16 protein-coding genes are annotated in these 17079 nt (G+C 30.7%); 12 read left to right on the forward strand and 4 right to left on the reverse strand.

The features are described 5' to 3' along the window. Positions 1–379: 379 nt before the first annotated feature. From hglS to BA195_RS08505, 4 genes are all read left to right on the forward strand, one after another. A complete protein-coding gene (gene hglS / locus BA195_RS08490) occupies positions 380–1807 on the forward strand; it encodes a 2-oxoadipate dioxygenase/decarboxylase HglS (protein ID WP_068704442.1) in 1428 nt (475 codons plus the stop codon). A 98-nt stretch (positions 1808–1905) separates the two neighbouring features. Further along, complete coding sequence (locus BA195_RS08495) at positions 1906–2364, forward strand: Lrp/AsnC family transcriptional regulator (RefSeq protein WP_068704444.1); 459 nt, start codon at positions 1906–1908, stop codon at positions 2362–2364. A 7-nt stretch (positions 2365–2371) separates the two neighbouring features. Then, on the forward strand, positions 2372–5269 hold the full coding sequence (locus BA195_RS08500) for an FAD-binding and (Fe-S)-binding domain-containing protein (RefSeq protein WP_068704823.1): 2898 nt from the start codon (positions 2372–2374) through the stop codon (positions 5267–5269). Positions 5270–5332: 63 nt separating this feature from the next. Further along, a complete protein-coding gene (locus tag BA195_RS08505; RefSeq protein WP_068704446.1) occupies positions 5333–5776 on the forward strand; it encodes a hypothetical protein in 444 nt (147 codons plus the stop codon). 76 nt (positions 5777–5852) lie between these two features. Here the strand turns inward: BA195_RS08505 and BA195_RS08510 are convergent, their stop codons facing one another. The 4 genes from BA195_RS08510 to BA195_RS08525 all read right to left on the reverse strand — a co-directional run bounded on the left by BA195_RS08510 (position 5853) and on the right by BA195_RS08525 (position 9721). Continuing rightward, the gene (locus BA195_RS08510; protein WP_068704448.1) at positions 5853–6716 is read right to left on the reverse strand and encodes an OmpA/MotB family protein; all 864 of its coding nucleotides are present in this window, start codon (positions 6714–6716) and stop codon (positions 5853–5855) included. 78 nt (positions 6717–6794) lie between these two features. Next, a complete protein-coding gene (ctlX, locus tag BA195_RS08515) occupies positions 6795–7724 on the reverse strand; it encodes a citrulline utilization hydrolase CtlX (protein WP_068704450.1) in 930 nt (309 codons plus the stop codon). A 15-nt stretch (positions 7725–7739) separates the two neighbouring features. Then, positions 7740–8783: a flavin-containing monooxygenase gene (locus tag BA195_RS08520; protein WP_068704452.1), complete on the reverse strand. Its 1044-nt coding sequence runs from the start codon at positions 8781–8783 to the stop codon at positions 7740–7742. Positions 8784–8932: 149 nt separating this feature from the next. Next, entirely contained in the window at positions 8933–9721 is a 789-nt protein-coding gene (locus BA195_RS08525) for a S1/P1 nuclease (protein ID WP_068704454.1), read from the reverse strand. 119 nt (positions 9722–9840) lie between these two features. On the opposite strand from BA195_RS08525, the gene BA195_RS08530 reads away from it, so the two are divergent. The 8 genes from BA195_RS08530 (at position 9841) to BA195_RS08560 (ending at position 17069) form a co-directional block, all read left to right on the forward strand. Further along, positions 9841–10701 carry an SPFH domain-containing protein gene (locus tag BA195_RS08530; protein ID WP_068704456.1) on the forward strand — a complete coding sequence of 287 codons (861 nt, stop codon included), beginning with the start codon at positions 9841–9843 and terminating at the stop codon, positions 10699–10701. 2 nt (positions 10702–10703) lie between these two features. Continuing rightward, complete coding sequence (locus BA195_RS08535) at positions 10704–11165, forward strand: hypothetical protein (protein WP_068704458.1); 462 nt, start codon at positions 10704–10706, stop codon at positions 11163–11165. After that, positions 11152–11316, forward strand: a complete 165-nt coding sequence (locus tag BA195_RS14200; protein WP_084443138.1) for a DUF4177 domain-containing protein — start codon at positions 11152–11154, stop codon at positions 11314–11316. Before BA195_RS08535 ends, BA195_RS14200 begins: the two co-directional genes overlap by 14 nt. Positions 11317–11319: 3 nt before the next feature. Further along, complete coding sequence (locus BA195_RS08540) at positions 11320–11823, forward strand: DUF6141 family protein (protein ID WP_068704460.1); 504 nt, start codon at positions 11320–11322, stop codon at positions 11821–11823. Then, entirely contained in the window at positions 11820–12728 is a 909-nt protein-coding gene (locus BA195_RS08545; protein ID WP_068704462.1) for an alpha/beta hydrolase family protein, read from the forward strand. The genes BA195_RS08540 and BA195_RS08545 overlap by 4 nt, the downstream gene beginning before the upstream one ends. Positions 12729–12730: 2 nt before the next feature. Then, positions 12731–12895: a type II toxin-antitoxin system antitoxin gene (locus tag BA195_RS08550; RefSeq protein WP_068704464.1), complete on the forward strand. Its 165-nt coding sequence runs from the start codon at positions 12731–12733 to the stop codon at positions 12893–12895. 201 nt (positions 12896–13096) lie between these two features. Next, complete coding sequence (locus BA195_RS08555) at positions 13097–16309, forward strand: WD40/YVTN/BNR-like repeat-containing protein (RefSeq protein WP_068704466.1); 3213 nt, start codon at positions 13097–13099, stop codon at positions 16307–16309. 100 nt (positions 16310–16409) lie between these two features. Continuing rightward, entirely contained in the window at positions 16410–17069 is a 660-nt protein-coding gene (locus BA195_RS08560; protein ID WP_068704468.1) for a DUF2490 domain-containing protein, read from the forward strand. Positions 17070–17079: the final 10 nt, after the last annotated feature.

Consider the following 17079-nt stretch of genomic DNA (forward strand, 5'->3'; position numbering starts at 1 on the left):
TCAATTATCTGAACTAGGCAAAGCTGCTAGTTATGCTATTAATAACTAATTAAAAGTTACTAAACAACAAACGCTCCATTATAATACAATGGAGCGTTTTCTTTTTTAAACCTATCTCTTCTTTTTTAGTCTAAAAACAAACAATTTAAAATTAAAACAGTTAACGAAAACATTTTTATACCCTAAGCAGTTCTTATTTAAAATGAAAGTCAATTTGATTTTCTGAGCCCTATTTTCAAATTAAAATAATCTTTTTACTAAAAAAAACATATTTAAACAATCAAGTAAACACATAATCAATCATTAATAAGTAAATTTTATCGTAAAAACCCAAACCAAACATTAAATTCATTTATTTTGTATTAAAATTAGTCAAATTATGTCATCAAAAAATAAAGTACAGAGTTTAAACATTGAAAAGACATTTGTCTCACCAGAATACATTCGTAATCGTTTTTCTACAATTATGTCTGATATGTATAAAAATGAAGTTCCTCTTTATGGTGAATTACTTGATTTGGTTCATGAAATTAATGACAATGTTATTTCTACATCTAAAGAGGTAAAAGAACAATTAGTACATACTGGTGAAATTACACGACTAAATATGGAGCGCCATGGAGCAATTCGCTTAGGTAAACCATATGAATTATTTACAATGAGACGCCTTTTTAAAGTCATGGGAATGTTTCCTCTTGGATATTACGATTTAGCAACGGCTGGTGTTCCTGTTCATGCTACAGCCTTTAGAGCTATAGAAAACACAGCGCTTAACCAAGCTCCCTTTAGAGTTTTTACCTCTTTATTACGTATAGATTTAATTAGTGACGAGGAGCTTCGTAACAACATTGAAACCATTTTAGAAAACCGTCAAATTTTCACAAAAAAAGCATTGGAATTAATTGATAAAAATGAAAAAAACGGTGGTTTAAATAAAGAAGACGCTGAAATTTTTATTCAAGAAGCTTTACAAACTTTTAGATGGCACGATACTGCTACGGTTGATTATGAAATGTATGAGGCATTACTAGGCCAACACAGATTAATTGCTGATGTAGTTGCTTTTAAAGGACCACACATCAATCATTTAACACCTAGAACCTTAGACATAGACAAGGTTCAAACAAGTATGGAAGCTCGTAACATTACTCCTAAAGACATTATAGAAGGCCCTCCTACCAGAAAATGTCCTATTTTATTACGTCAAACAAGTTTTAAAGCATTAACCGAAAAAGTAATTTTTAAAGATAATGCTAAAAATAAAAAAACAGGAGAACACAAAGCTCGTTTTGGAGAAATTGAGCAACGTGGAGCTGCATTAACACAAAAAGGATTAGACTTATACAATAAATTATTAGGTAAAACACGTAAAACTATTGGTGGATCACCAAATGCTGAAAATGCAACTGAATACAACCAATTATTAAAAGAAAACTTTAAATCCTTTCCTGATACTTACGAAGAATTGCAATCAAAAAAGCTGGCCTTTTTCCACTACTTTACAACTAATAAATCAAAAAATATAGCTAAAGATAAAACCTACACAAAATCAGATGTAAATCAACTACTAAAAGATAATTATTTAACTGTAGAGCCTTTGGTTTATGAAGATTTTTTACCTGTAAGTGCTGCCGGTATTTTTGCATCAAACCTAGGTACTGATGATGCAAAACACGAATACAACGAAAGCTCTAATCAATCATTATTTGAAAAAGATTTAGGAGAACCTGTTTATGAATTAATGAAATGGTATGAAAATATACAAAATGAAACCATTAATAAATGTTTAGCGCAAATAAATGCTTAATATTAAAATTTCGCAGTCTATTATAAAATTATATTTTTCTCATAAAAAAAACTCTACCTTTATAACGTAAACTAATAGCACATAACAAAATTATTCTTTTGAAAAATCATTTTGATTATATAGACAAGCAAATACTATCTAAACTAAGGTTAGACGCTCGAAAAGCTTACTCACAAATAGCTAAGGAGTTAAAAGTTTCCAACTCTTTAGTACATCAGCGTATAAAAAAACTTAGCTCTGATGGTGTTATAAAAAATGCTGAATTTGTTTTAGAAGAAAATAAACTAGGCTACAAAACAAAATCATATACCGGTATTCGTTTGCGAGAAGCTCGTTTTGCTAAAGAAGTTATGAAGGAACTAAAAAAAATTCCTGAAATAACCGAATGTAATTTTGTTTCTGGTAATTATGCTATTTTTATTCTTATCTACGCAAGAGATAATGAGCATTTACAAAAAATACTATATGACAATGTACATTTAATAAACGGAGTTGCAGGTACCGATACTTTTATTTGTTTTGATACTTGCTTTAAACGTAACATTCCTATTGAATAAGAGTAAAATGGCAAATAACACACAATTATTAGCATTAGAAAAAAGTCTAAAAGGCGGTTTATTTTTTGATGACTTACATAAAAACCTATACGCTACCGATGCTTCTGTTTATCGTAAAATTCCGCTTGCGGTTGCTTACCCAAAAAACGAAACAGATATTAAAATTTTAATTGATTTCGCAACTAAAAACAGCATTACCTTAATACCAAGAACAGCAGGAACATCACTTGCCGGCCAGTGTGTTGGAGACGGAATTGTCGTAGATGTTTCAAAACATTTTACATCGATCTTAGCTTTTGATGAGCAACAAAAAACCATCACAGTTCAACCAGGAATTATTCGTGATGATTTAAATCGATTTTTAAAACCTTTTGGGTTATTTTTTGGTCCAAATACCTCAACCTCTAATCGCTGTATGATTGGCGGAATGGTTGGTAACAACTCTTCAGGAAGCACCTCTATTCGCTACGGAGTTACACGTGATAAGGTTATTGCTATTAAAGGATTATTAGCTGACGGAAGCGAGACACTTTTTTCAGAAATCACCTCGCAAGAATTTAATCAAAAGAAAATAGAAAACTCTTTAGAAGCTACTATTTACAAAACAATTTACAAGGAACTTTCTCTACTAGAAAATCAACAAGAAATAAAAAATGAATTTCCTAAGGAAAGTATTCACCGACGTAACACAGGTTATGCTGTTGATGAATTTTTAACTTCGGATTTGTTTGGCGGAAATCAACCGACTATAAACCCTGCTAAATTTTTATCTGGTAGCGAAGGAACCTTGGTTTTCTCTACTGAAATCACTATCCAATTAGACAACTTACCGCCTACACACAGTATCATGGTTTGCCCTCATTTTACGAGTGTAAACGAAAGCTTAAAGGCTACCGTAACCGCTATGAAACACAAATTATATGCGTGTGAACTAATGGATAAGGTAATTTTAGATTGCACCAAAAACAATAGAGAACAAGCTAAAAATCGTTTCTTTTTACAAGATGATCCTGAAGCCGTTTTAATGTTAGAAGTATCAGCAAACTCTGTTGCAGAAGCAGAAGAACAAGCCGATAATTTAATAGCAGATTTAAAAACAAATAATTTCGGATATCATTATCCGAAAGTATATGGTGAGGATATTGCTAAAGTACATTATTTACGTAAAGCAGGTTTAGGTTTACTAGGTAACATTGTAGGTGATAAAAAAGCTGTTGCTTGTATTGAAGACACTGCTGTTGCCTTAGAAGATTTACCTGAATATATTGAAGAATTTACGCAGATAATGGATAAATATCAGCAAAACGCTGTGTATTATGCACATGCTGGTGCTGGAGAATTGCATTTACGTCCGATTTTAAATTTAAAGAAGCAAAAAGATGTCGTTTTATTCAGAAAAATAACTACTGAAACGGCTCAACTTGTAAAGAAATACAAAGGCTCTTTTAGTGGTGAACATGGTGACGGAATTGTACGTGCAGAGTTTATTCCGTTAATGATTGGTAACAAAAATTACGAATTATTACGCCGAATTAAAAAAGCATTTGACCCAAACAACATATTTAACAAAGGTAAAATTACGGATGCTTTTCCGATGGATAAAAACTTACGTTATGAAATCGACAGAAAAGAACCTGTTATAAAAACATTACAAGATTTTTCTGAAAGCGAAGGCATTTTAAAACTAGCCGAAAAATGTAACGGATCAGGTGATTGTCGTAAATCTCCTGAAGCTGGCGGAACTCTTTGTCCAAGTTACAGAGCTACCAAAAACGAAAAAGAAACTACACGAGCTAGAGCAAATATGCTACGTGAAGTACTTACCAATAACACTACCAAAAACAAATTTGATTCTAAAGAATTAAAACAAGTTTTAGACTTATGTTTAAGTTGTAAAGCTTGTGCTACCGAATGCCCTAGTAATGTTGACATTGCCTCTATGAAAGCTGAGTTTTTATACCAATATCAAGAAACTAACGGATATTCTTTTCGCAGTAAATTGTTTGCCAATAATGCTAAATACAATAAGCTAGGTAGCAAACTTCCTACCATCACAAATTTCTTTACCAACACAGTATTAGCTAAAAAAATAATGGGTGTTGCTACACAACGTTCGGTTCCTAAATTAGCCAAGCAATCTTTAAATGTTTGGTTAAAAAAACACGATGCTAAAGCATCAAAAAGAATCGTTTATTTATTTAATGATGAATTTACCAATTTTTATGATGCTGAAATAGGAAAAGATTCCGTAATTATTTTAGAAAAATTAGGATATCAAGTTAAAAATATTGAACACGAAGAAAGTGGACGCAGTTATATTTCGAAAGGTTTTTTAAATGAAGCTAAAGAAATTTGCAATAAAAACATTACTATTTTTAAAGATGTAATTACTGATAAAACGCCGTTAATAGGAATAGAACCATCGGCTATTTTAACTTTTAGAGACGAATATATACGATTAGCTGATGATAAATCATCTGCAGAAAAAATTGCCAAAAACGTTTTTACTATTGAAGAATTTTTAGCTTCCGAACTTGATAAAGGAAACATCAATCCCTCTTTATTTACACATAAAAATAAGGAGCTTAAAATACACGGTCATTGTCATCAAAAAGCATTATCATCAACACATGCTAGTTTTTCAATGTTAAATATTCCGAAAAACTACAAAGTTACCATCATGAATACCGGTTGTTGCGGAATGGCTGGTAGTTTTGGATACGAAAAAGAGCATTATAAAGTAAGTATGCAAGTTGGTGAAGACACTCTTTTTCCGAAGATACGAAATTGTTCTGCTGAAACTGAAATTGCAGCAGCGGGAACAAGTTGTCGACATCAAATTTATGACGGTACCAAGCGAATTGCTAAACACCCAATTACTATTTTAAAAGAAGCATTACTTTAATTAGTTGATTTCTAATTATTTATTTTGTATTTTTAGACATATGTTAATTTAAAACACCATGTTATGAGTAGTACTAAAATAATAATTAACAATGCTTTATTAATTTTTGCAGGAATTGTAGGCTTTTTTCTATTGATGAAAATTTTAGGCTTAGATCATGTTTCAGAATTACGTTTCTTAAATTTTGCTTTTGTGCTTTGGGGAATAAACAATGCCATAAAAACGAATATCAATGCAAATAAAGAATCTTTATATTTTAATAATTTTTCTGTTGGTATAGGAACCTCTATTGCTGCTGTTGGATTTACAATTATAGGACTAATATTTTATGTAGATTTCATAAATCCTTCTCTTATTAACATCTTAGAAGACGCTGCTTTTTGGGGAAAAAATTTAAGTTTAGGTTTAATTGTTTTCGCTTTAGCTATTGAAGGAATTGCCTCTTCAGTTATTTGTTCTTTTATTTTAATGCAGTATTATAAAAACTACAAACCTGTAGTTATTTGATCTTTCTTATATTAATTTAAAACACAAAAAAAAGCCTCCGATTAAAATCGAAGGCTTTTTTGTTTTGAATTATATATTATGGCTGAATTACTTCTTCTTCAGCTAATAAACCAAAAAACTTATCTAAGTTAGGTAAAATAACAATTTTAGTTCTTCTATTTCTAGCTCTATTTGCGCTTGTTTTATTATCTACTAACGGTAAAGATGAACCTCTACCTGAAGCGATTAATCTGTTAGGGTTAATTCCATATTTTTTTTCTAAAATACGAACTATTGATGTAGCTCTTTTTACACTTAAATCCCAATTATCCTGTATTACATCATTATGAATCTTTCTTGAATCGGTGTGTCCTTCAATCATTACATCCATGCTTGGTTCTGATTTAATAATCTCTGCTAATTTTTTTAATGTTTTGTATGCCTTACTATTTACATTATAGCTAGCCGTTCTAAACAACATTTTATCTGAAATAGATATCATTACTACCGTTTTATCAATATTTACATCAATATCATCAGAGTTTTGTAATTCAGAAACATTAATTGATTTTTTTAACTTGTATGAAACTGCTAAATTCATAGAATCTTTTAATGTTTTTGCTTTTGCCAATTCAGCCGCATCTACATTTGCCAAAGTTTTACGCATTTTAACCTTCATCGAATTAGATATTACAGCCCCTTCAACCATATCTAATTTTACATCATTTTCTTTTTTAAGATTTGAATTTATTCCTTTTAAAGAGTTTATTTTACTGTTGTAATTATCTACTCTTTTTTCAATTTTAGCAAATTTAGCTTCTAGCTCTTCCTTTTCTAGTGTTCTTTTTTGAAGAGTACCTTTAGTGTTGGTATATCTTTGCTCTAACTCTACATATTTTTTTTTAGAAACACAAGATGTTGCAATAATTGCTATGGTTAATAAAAGGGATACTTTTTTCATTATTAATAGTTTTTAATAGTTTTTAATAGTTTAAGTAATCTGAAACGTATTATTATCTTCTTTATTATAAATACCTTGTTATTTTAAAAATATTTCTGCCATCATACAACGTGCACTTCCACCACCACAGGTTTCAATGGTTTCTAATGAGCTATGTAGTATTTTACAATGTTTTTCAATCGTTTTAATTTGCTGTACTGTTAATGAATTATATGCTGATGTACTCATCACTAAAAAAAATTCATTATTAACACTTCTTACTTGCAACATATTTCCTGCAAATTGCTGTACTTGTTTTTCGGTAATAGCTATCACCTCTTTTTTATCAGACTTTAACTGCTTTACTAGTTCTTTTTTTTCTTTTTTATCATCTATCGCATCTAAACAAACAACTGCAAAAGTTTCAGCAACACTCATCATAACATTGGTATGATAAATTGCTTCTCGTTTTCCGTTAACCGTTTGGTTGGCGGTAAAAATTACAGGCGTGTATTCAAAATCTTCACAAAACTCTATAAACAATTCTTCATCCGCCCTTGGCGACAAAGCACAATACGCCTTACTATTTACACGATCTAAAATCATGCTCCCGGTTCCTTCTAAAAAAACGCCTTCATCTTCTGCTTCAGAATAATCAATTACATTTTTTATTTCAAAACCTTTTTCTTCTAAAATTTCTAATACATCTTCTCGTTTTTCTAAACGCCTGTTTTTTGCAAACATCGGATAAATAGCAACGTCTCCATTTTCGTGAAAAGAAATCCAGTTATTAGGAAATAACGCATCTGGTGTATCTGGTGTTTTAGTATCTTCAACAACAATAACATCAACTTTCATTGCTCTTAACTTAAGTACAAAAGCATCAAATTCTTGTTGCGCTTTTGCATTAATTGTTGCCGGTAACATACCTGCTAATTCTTTTTGATAATAATTATTTACCGCCGTTTGCTCGTTCATTCTAAAACTAGCCGGACGCACCATTAAAATAGTATTAGTAGTTTGTTGCATGCTTAAATGTATTTATTAATTTCTTTTACTTATAATATCTGCTAGGTAGCTTGCATCTTTTGAAACTCCACCCAAAGTTGCTGATCCTCTTGTAAACATCCAAGGTAAACCTATAAAGTATAAACCTTCTATATTACTTACACCTCTGTAATTTTTTGGATAGTTATCTTCATCTAGTTCTAAACCTTCAATCCATTTAAAGTTCGGGCGATACCCTGTTGCCCAAACAATATTTTTTATAGATGTTATAGTGTCTTTTTCAAAAATGATTTCATCATCTAAAGCATCTTTTGTTCTACCTACAGATATTACATTTTTTCTCGATAAAATTTCTTTTACATCGGTACCAATAACGGGTTGTACTGATGAGTTAATTCGTTTACCAATCCAACTATATTTACTATAACTTAAAAAACCGATTAAGGTAAACCACCACCAAAGCGTTTTACCTAAAAACTGTTGTGGTAATGATTTTACATTGGTATTTCCTGAAAAATATACTGTTCTGTTTTTATCTTTTGAAATTTCATCTAAAATTTGATATCCAGAATCACCCGCTCCAACAACTAAAGCATCTCCTTTTTGTAATTGATCTATATTTTTATAGTAATTACTATGCATTTGAAATACACTTTCAGATATTTTAGTATTACAAGGAGGTGTGTATGGAATATGAAAAGGCCCTGTTGCTACAATTACATTCTTTGTTTCAATTTCACCTTCGTTATAAGTTACATAAAATGTATTTTTACTTTTACGTACCGAAGTTACTAAAGTATTTAACTGTACAGGAATATCAAATTTTTGCACATATGATTTAAAATAATCACTAACCTCAAATTTTGTTGGATAATGTCCTTTGGGTGCATTAAATTTCATTCCTGGTAAATGATTATATTCCGTTGGTGTAAATAATTTTAAAGAATTCCATCTATTTAACCAAGAAGCACCTATTTCTTTTTCTCCATCAATTATCAAAAATTTCTTATTCATTTTTTTTAAATGATACCCCATTGATAATCCGGCTTGAGCGCCTCCAACAATTACATAATCTAACATCAATCTTATTTTATATTTACCCTTCAAAGGTATAAACTAAATAACAGCTATGAGTTATTTTTAAAGATAATTATAACGTAAAAAGAAACCATAAAAAAACTCGAAAGATGAACTTTCGAGTTTCGTTTATTTTTAATAAAAGTTACTTTTTAACAAAAAATATCGTTTAATAATTTAGCTAAACGCAAACCTCCTTTTTGTAATTGCTCTCTAACAATAGGAAAATAATCATACGAATAACGATAACGTAATTTATCCCCTGATTTTGCTGAAGCATATACTTTTTTGGTTAATTCATGCGTATCATGTACCCAATCAATTACGGTTCCGCTTTGTAGCACTTTAATTTGCTGTTTTGATAATTTTTTAGCATTACTTGCTAACTCTAGGTAACTCATTTTCCAGCCACCAATCATATCCTCATCCCAAACTCTGTGTAAATTTGTTCCTTTTCCGTGCCATTGTACCTGAACTGTGTTTCCTCCTTTATCTTCCTTTCGTCCAATATGCATTGGTTGGTGTAAATCTCCTATTAAATGCACCAACATTTTTAAATGAAAACGCTTACCTTCTAGTGAACTATTTTTATCCTTTAAAACTTTAACACACTCTTTAATTCCGGTAACCAAATCTCCTTTCGGATTTTTTACTGAAGCTTCATACTTCGTATCAAAAGGCATGTTTACATAATGCCAAGTAGAAAATTTACCATATTTTTTTCTGTCAGACTTTATTTCATCAGCAAAGGTAGATACAAAGGCTAGGCTTTCACCTTGTAATAATTTATCAATTTTATTTTTAACACTTTTTTTCAAATAACCCTCTGCAATTTTACCCGTTGCTCTATGACCTGTTTGCCCCCAAAAATCATCAGCATTTGCTGTAACTGAAATACTTATTAACAAAGCAAAAAACAATAATAATACCTTAGTTTTCATAAATAAATTCTTATTAATTTTTTGCTAAAATATAAAATATTTACTCAAAAATTTGGATTTAACAAAGAAATAACTATATCTTTATGATATCATTTTAACATCACTTTAAATAAAAAAATATGAAAACAGAAAAAATAATAAAACCTGCAAACGGTTATCTAATGTTATTAATAGCGTTAACACTTTTCTTTGGTAGTATAATTATGAGTATTATAAATGAAACTCCTGCTTATCTTCCTCTTACACTTATCGGTTTTATTGGTTTATTTGGTTTTATTTTAGTCAACCCAAACACGTCTAAAGTAATTTTACTGTTTGGTAAATATGTTGGAACTATAAAAGACAATGGTTTATACTGGGCAAACCCATTATATAAAAAGAAAACAATATCATTAAGAGCAAGTAATTTTGATAGCGAACGTTTAAAAGTAAATGATAAGCTAGGTAATCCTGTAATGATTTCTACCATTTTAGTTTGGCGAGTTACCGAAACTTACAAAGCTGCTTTTGATGTTGATAATTACGAAAATTTTGTTCGTGTACAAACAGATGCTGCAGTACGTAAACTAGCAAGTATGTACCCATACGACAACTTTGCTGATGAAGGTCATGAAGAAGATATTACACTTCGCTCTAGCGTTAATGAAGTTTCTGAGGCATTAGAAAAAGAACTGGAAGAGCGTTTAGCTATTGCCGGAATTGAAGTTTTAGAAGCTCGAATTGGGTATTTAGCGTACGCACAAGAAATTGCAAGCGCCATGTTAAAACGTCAACAAGCTACGGCTATTGTTGCTGCACGTCATAAAATTGTGCAAGGGGCTGTAGAAATGGTTGAAATGGCTTTAGAAGAATTAAATAAAAAGGAAATTGTTGAGCTTGACGAAGAACGAAAAGCTGCAATGGTTAGTAATTTATTAGTTATTTTATGTGGCGATAAAGAAGCTTCTCCTGTAGTAAACACTGGAACTTTAAGTCATTAAATATGAAAAAATTTCATCTTTTAGAAGGGAAAATTTCAATAGATAATACTCATATAAAAACAGATAAAAACACTATTTGGAATAAGATAAAAGGGATGGTTTTTTCAATAGTTGGTGTATTTTATTTATATGATAGAATTACTCTTAAATTAGAAAAAGAACATTCGCTCGGCCATTTAATTTTCACATGTGTTGTTTATGGTATTTTAACCTTATTGGTTTTGTTTTTAATATACTTTAGTTGGTTTAAAACTGTTTGGTCTAATAAAATAAAAATTGAAAATCTTTCTAAACTTACTATAAGTCTAGATGAAGATTCTCCAAGGAATATAGATTTTGAATTAAAAGGAAAATTTAGCACAATAGCTATAACTTTTAGACAAACTGAAGATGATTATAAACAGTTTATAGAATATTTAAAAAAACGTAATAGTAGATTTATTATAAGAGATGAAAGAATATAAAATAATTAAACAAGATTTTAGTTGGAGTAATTCTCTACAAAAATTTGAAGACAGTCTAAATAATTATGCTAAACAAGGCTGGAGAGTTATTAATGTTTTTGAAAGAAACAGTGTACTTATGGCTGTATTAGAAAAAGACAAAAACCGTTAAAAAATGAAAGTTTTTAAAGAGGAACAACGTTTTTCACAAACTTGGCTAATATTAATTATCATTTTATGTACTATAACTCCTTTTTTAATTGGTGTTTATGGTATTTATCAACAGATAATTAATAAGACTCCTTTCGGAGACAAGCCAATGTCTGACTCTGGTTTAATTTTATTTACAATTAGCATGTTATTAGTTTCTTTATTAATTTTTATTTTTAAACTAAAAACACGTATTGATGAAATCGGAATTCATTATCAATTTTTTCCGTTTCATTTAAAAGATAAAACTACTTATTGGTCTGACATTAATAAAATTTATATTAGAACTTACAATCCTATTGGTGAATTCGGAGGTTGGGGAATCAAGAATGGTTCTTATACAATTTCTGGTAACATAGGTATTCAACTTGATTTAAAAGATGGGAAAAAAGTTTTAATTGGTACCAAAAAAGAAAACGAGGTCAAACAAGTGTTAGTTAATTACAATACAAAAATAAAAACATCATGATACGATTTACAACCTATCTTTTTATCTATATCTTAACCATTGCTTTTTCATTTTCGCAGGTTACAAATGAAGAAGTTATAGTAAAAAACGACGGAATTCAATTACCTGGAACCTTATCGTTTACTAAAGAAAAAACACCTTTAATCATATGGATTCACGGTTCTGGCGGTGTTGATAGAAATGGAAACCAACCACAATATATTAAACAATTTAGAGAAGCTGTAAATAAACAAAACATAGCCTTTTTTAGTTACGATAAAAGAACTGCTAATAAAAACAATATTATTTTTTTAAAACAAGGAGTTTTATTTAACGATTTTGTGTTAGATGCAAAAAAAGTAGTCAATCACTTTAAAAATGACAAACGTTTTACAAAAATCATTTTAGTTGGTCATAGTCAAGGTTCATTAGTAGCAATGTTAGCTTTAAAAGATGTGGAAAAATACATTTCTATTGCTGGTACTGGTGAAACCATTGATAAAACATTAATTAAACAGGTTACAAAACAAAACGAATATTTTGGAAAATTGACTGAAAAATATTTAAAAGAGCTAAAAGAAACTGGACAAATAAAAAATATTGACCTTAATTTAAGGTCTTTGTTTGCGCCACAAAACCAACCCTTTTTAAGTTCTTGGATCGCTCTAAATCCTTTAAAAGAAATCAAAAAAGTAAAAATACCAACCTTAATTATTAACGGTAATAAAGACTTACAAGTACAAGTAACAGATGCCGAAAACCTTAAAAAATCAAAACCAAATGCTTCTTTAGTAATTATTGATAATATGAATCATGTTTTAAAAGATATTCAAAAAGAAGAAGATAACATAAAATCGTATTATTCGGCAGATTTTCCTTTATCAGAAAAATTAATCGAAACTGTAGTTTCATTTGTAAAAAAATAACCATGGCTAAGAAAAAAGCGTTTGCACTTCGTATCAATGAAGATATGATTAAAGCTATTGAAAAATGGGCTGCTGATGAATTTCGTTCAACCAACGGACAAATTGAATGGATGCTGATGCAAACACTAAAAGAAGCTAAACGCGAACCTAAAAAGAAAGAAGAATAAAATTAATAAACATCCGCTTTAATCTATAACAAGATACCAGAACGTCATTCTTAATTTATTTCAGAATCACACCTTAATAATTAGTCAAAACTTATGATAATCTGAAAGAAATAATTTCTTAATAATATGTTAAAACCATTCAATGAATTATTGAGTGGTTTTCTATTTTGTAACTTGTTCTGCAAAAACAAATCAACTATAATGAAAAGAATATTTTCAATCGTGTTTTTACTGACAACTACACTCCTATTTTCTCAAGAATTTTCTATGGAAATGGTAAAAAACATGAAACCAAGAAACATTGGCCCGGGTGGAATGAGCGGACGTGTAACTGCTATTGATGTTGTAGAAACAAATCCCGAAATAATGTACGTTGGTACAGCATCAGGCGGAATTTGGAAATCTACTTCGGGCGGAATTAAATGGAAACCTATTTTCGAAAAAGAACTAACAGCATCTATTGGTGCCGTTGCCATTCAGCAATCAAACCCAAGCGTTATCTGGGCAGGAACTGGTGAAGGAAACCCAAGAAATAGTTTAAACGGTGGTTTCGGAATTTACAAATCGTTAGACGCTGGTAAAACTTGGAAAGCGATGGGATTAGAAAAAACACGTCATATTCATAGAGTTATTATTCATCCTACAAATCCAGATATTGTGTATGTTGGCGCAATTGGTTCGCCTTGGGGTGAGCATAAAGAACGTGGTGTTTATAAAACTATTGATGGCGGAAAAACTTGGAAACAAATTTTATTCAATAATATAAAAACCGGAGCGGCCGATTTAATAATGGATCCGTCAAACCCTAATAAATTAATTGCTGCCATGTGGGAACACAAACGGGATCCTTGGTTTTTTAAGTCTGGTGGAAAAGGAAGTGGAATGTACATTACACACGATGGTGGTGAAAACTGGAAGCGAATTACCGAAAAAGATGGTTTCCCTAAAGGAGAATTAGGTAGAATTGGTGTTGCCATTGCTCCTAACAATCCTGAAGTAATTTATGCTTTAGTGGAAGCTAAAAAGAATGCGCTTTACAAAAGTGAAGACGGAGGATTTAAATGGAAAAAAATTAACGATAAGCCTGGTATTGGAAATCGTCCTTTTTATTATTCTGAAATTTACGTAGATCCACAAAATGAAAATAGATTGTATACGGTTTTTACTTACATCAATGTTTCACAAGATGGCGGAAAATCATTCAAACAATTAATGCCTGCTTATGGTGTTGATAACGGAGTGCATCCTGATCATCATGCGTGGTGGATTCATCCGAAGAACGGAAAATTCATGATTGATGGTAATGATGGTGGATTAAATATTACCAAAGATGGCGGTAAATCTTGGCGTTTTATTGGTAATCTTCCGGTTGCACAATTTTATCATATCAATGTTGATAATGAATATCCATATAACGTTTATGGCGGAATGCAAGACAACGGTTCTTGGCGCGGGCCTGCTTATGTTTGGAAAGCACAAGGAATTAGAAATAGCTACTGGCAAGAAATTAGTTTTGGTGATGGTTTTGATGTGGTTCCTGATAAAGATGATTCGCGTTATGGATGGACGATGAGTCAGCAAGGTTCGGTTTCTCGTTACGATTATAAAACAGGAAATAATTACAACGTAAAACCAACACATAAAGATGCGAATGTAAAATTACGTTTTAACTGGAACTCGGCCATTAATATTGATCCTTTTGATAACTCAACCATTTACTTTGGAAGTCAATTTGTGCACAAATCGACAGATAAAGGATTAACTTGGGAGGTGATTTCGCCTGATTTATCAACCAACAATCCAGCAAAATTAAAACAAGCCGAAAGTGGTGGTTTAACCATGGATGCTACTGGTGCTGAGAATCACTGTACCGTTTTGGTGATTGAACCAACTCCGCTTGAAAAAGATGTTTTATGGGCTGCTACTGATGACGGACAAGTGCACATCACAAAAAATGGTGGTGCAATTTGGACAAACGTTGCTAACAACATTAAAGACTTACCTAAAAACTCTTGGATTACACAAATAAAAGCATCTAATAAAAATAAAGGTGAAGCACTTTTAGTTGCCAACGATTACAGACGTTTTAACTACGAACCGTATGCATACAGAACTAAAGATTACGGAAAAACATGGCAACGTATTGTTGATAAGAATGATGTAGAAAGCTATACGCTTTGTATTATTGAAGATCCTAAAAATGAAAATTTATTGTTTTTAGGAACCGATGACGGATTATACATTTCTTTAAATGCTGGTGAAAAATGGACTAAATGGACCAATGGTTTTCCTACCGTTCCTGTAAAAGATTTAGTAATTCATCCTCGTGAAAACGATTTAGTAATTGGTACTTTTGGTAGAGCTGCTTGGGTGTTAGATGACATTCGCCCACTGCGTGCTATGGCTAAAAGTAATGTTACCAATCAAAAATTAACCTTGTTTGCGCCACCAACTACTTATCAAGCTGCAAGTCAACAACCAACAGGAAGTAGGTTTGGTGCAGACGCAATGTATCAAGGTGAAAACAGAAGACGTGGTGCAATTATTTCTTACTATATCAATAAACCTGCGAAAAAGAAGCAAGAAAAAAGAGGTAAGAAAAAAGATGTCAGTTCGAGCGTAGCCGAGAACTCTAAAAAAATAGAGGAAAAAATCAAACACGACTCAATTAAATTAGAAATTTTTGACGGAATAAGAAAAATAAGAACTCTAAAATTTAAAACTCCTAAAGAAAACGGGTTACACAAAACTACGTGGTATTTAAGAGAAAAAGGAGTTACTAGAGCTTCAAGACGTATTAGAAAACAACGTAGAGAACCTGGTGGTGTAACTGTAAAACCAGGAATTTATAAATTAAAAATGACTTTTGGAGATGTGGTTTCTGAACAAAATATTAAGGTTGAATTTGATCCTAGATTACAAATTTCAAACGAAGCTATCAATCAAAAATACAATGCTAGTAAAGAGCTTGAAACCTATCAAGAAAAAATGGCAACTATTGTAAAACAATTAGTAGAAAGCAAAAACACTGCTAGTTCTTTAAAATCTAAATTTACCAAAGAAGACAAAAAAAAGTATAAAGAAGCTATAAAATCATCTAAAGAAATCATTAAAAAAATTGACGTTTTAATTGCGATGTATTTAGGTAAAATAGATAAACGTCAAGGAATTACTAGAAACCCAGAAGTTACAGTAAGTAATCGTTTTGGTACCGCACGTTGGTATGTAGGTAGTCGATTTGGTGTACAAACCGAAACTGAAAAACAATTAGTAAATCAGTTTAAAACTTCTTTTAATGAAACTTTAAAAAAGGTAAACACTTTTTTCGAAGAAGACTGGACAAAATATAAATCGACTGTTGAAAAAATTGAAATTTCTCCATTTAAAAAAACAACTAACTTTTCTTTAAATTAAGTATTTTTGACAGCTATTAAAAATAAAATCTCCTACTTATGTGGGGGATTTTTTCAAATAAAAAATTTAACAAATTTTAATTTTAAAAACCACTACTTAAATGAAAAAAACGCTTTTAATACTTATTTTTTTATGCTCTTTAAAAAGTATTGCGCAAAAAAATTCGCAAACCGAATTAGGTGCTTGGTATATGTATAATGGTTCACACCAAGTTTCAGATAAATTTAGCTTAAAAACAATGGCTCATTTTCGTTTTTTTGAAATTGGAGATGATATGCAGCAATTTATTGGTCGTTTAGGCGGTAATTATAAAATAAACAATAATTTAAGTGCTACTTTAGGATATGCCTATTTAAACACCGATAGTTCTTTTGGTCTTGAGGGAGGTAACGTAAACGAACACCGAATTTATGAAGATTTTAATATAAAACACAAGGCAAACAAATTAGGTTTTGCGCACCGTTTTAGAGCTGAACAACGTTTTTTTAATGCTACAACTGCACATTTTATTCGTTATCAAATTGGGTTAAGTTATCCTTTAAGCCATAATTGGAGTACTTATTTGTACAATGAAATATTTTTTGATTTTGATGATGAAGCATACAATCAAAACTGGTTAGGAGCTGGCTTTCAATACAAAATTTCAAAGGCTACAAAACTAAAAATTGGGTATCAAAAAATAGGTGTAAATAATGGAGGTAGTTTTGATAGACTACTTTTAGGTATAGCAATAAATACAGATCACCGTAAAAAGAAATAAAAAGCTATTT

Origin of the sequence: Tenacibaculum soleae, from assembly GCF_001693415.1 — a bacterium.
GTDB lineage: Bacteria > Bacteroidota > Bacteroidia > Flavobacteriales > Flavobacteriaceae > Polaribacter > Polaribacter soleae.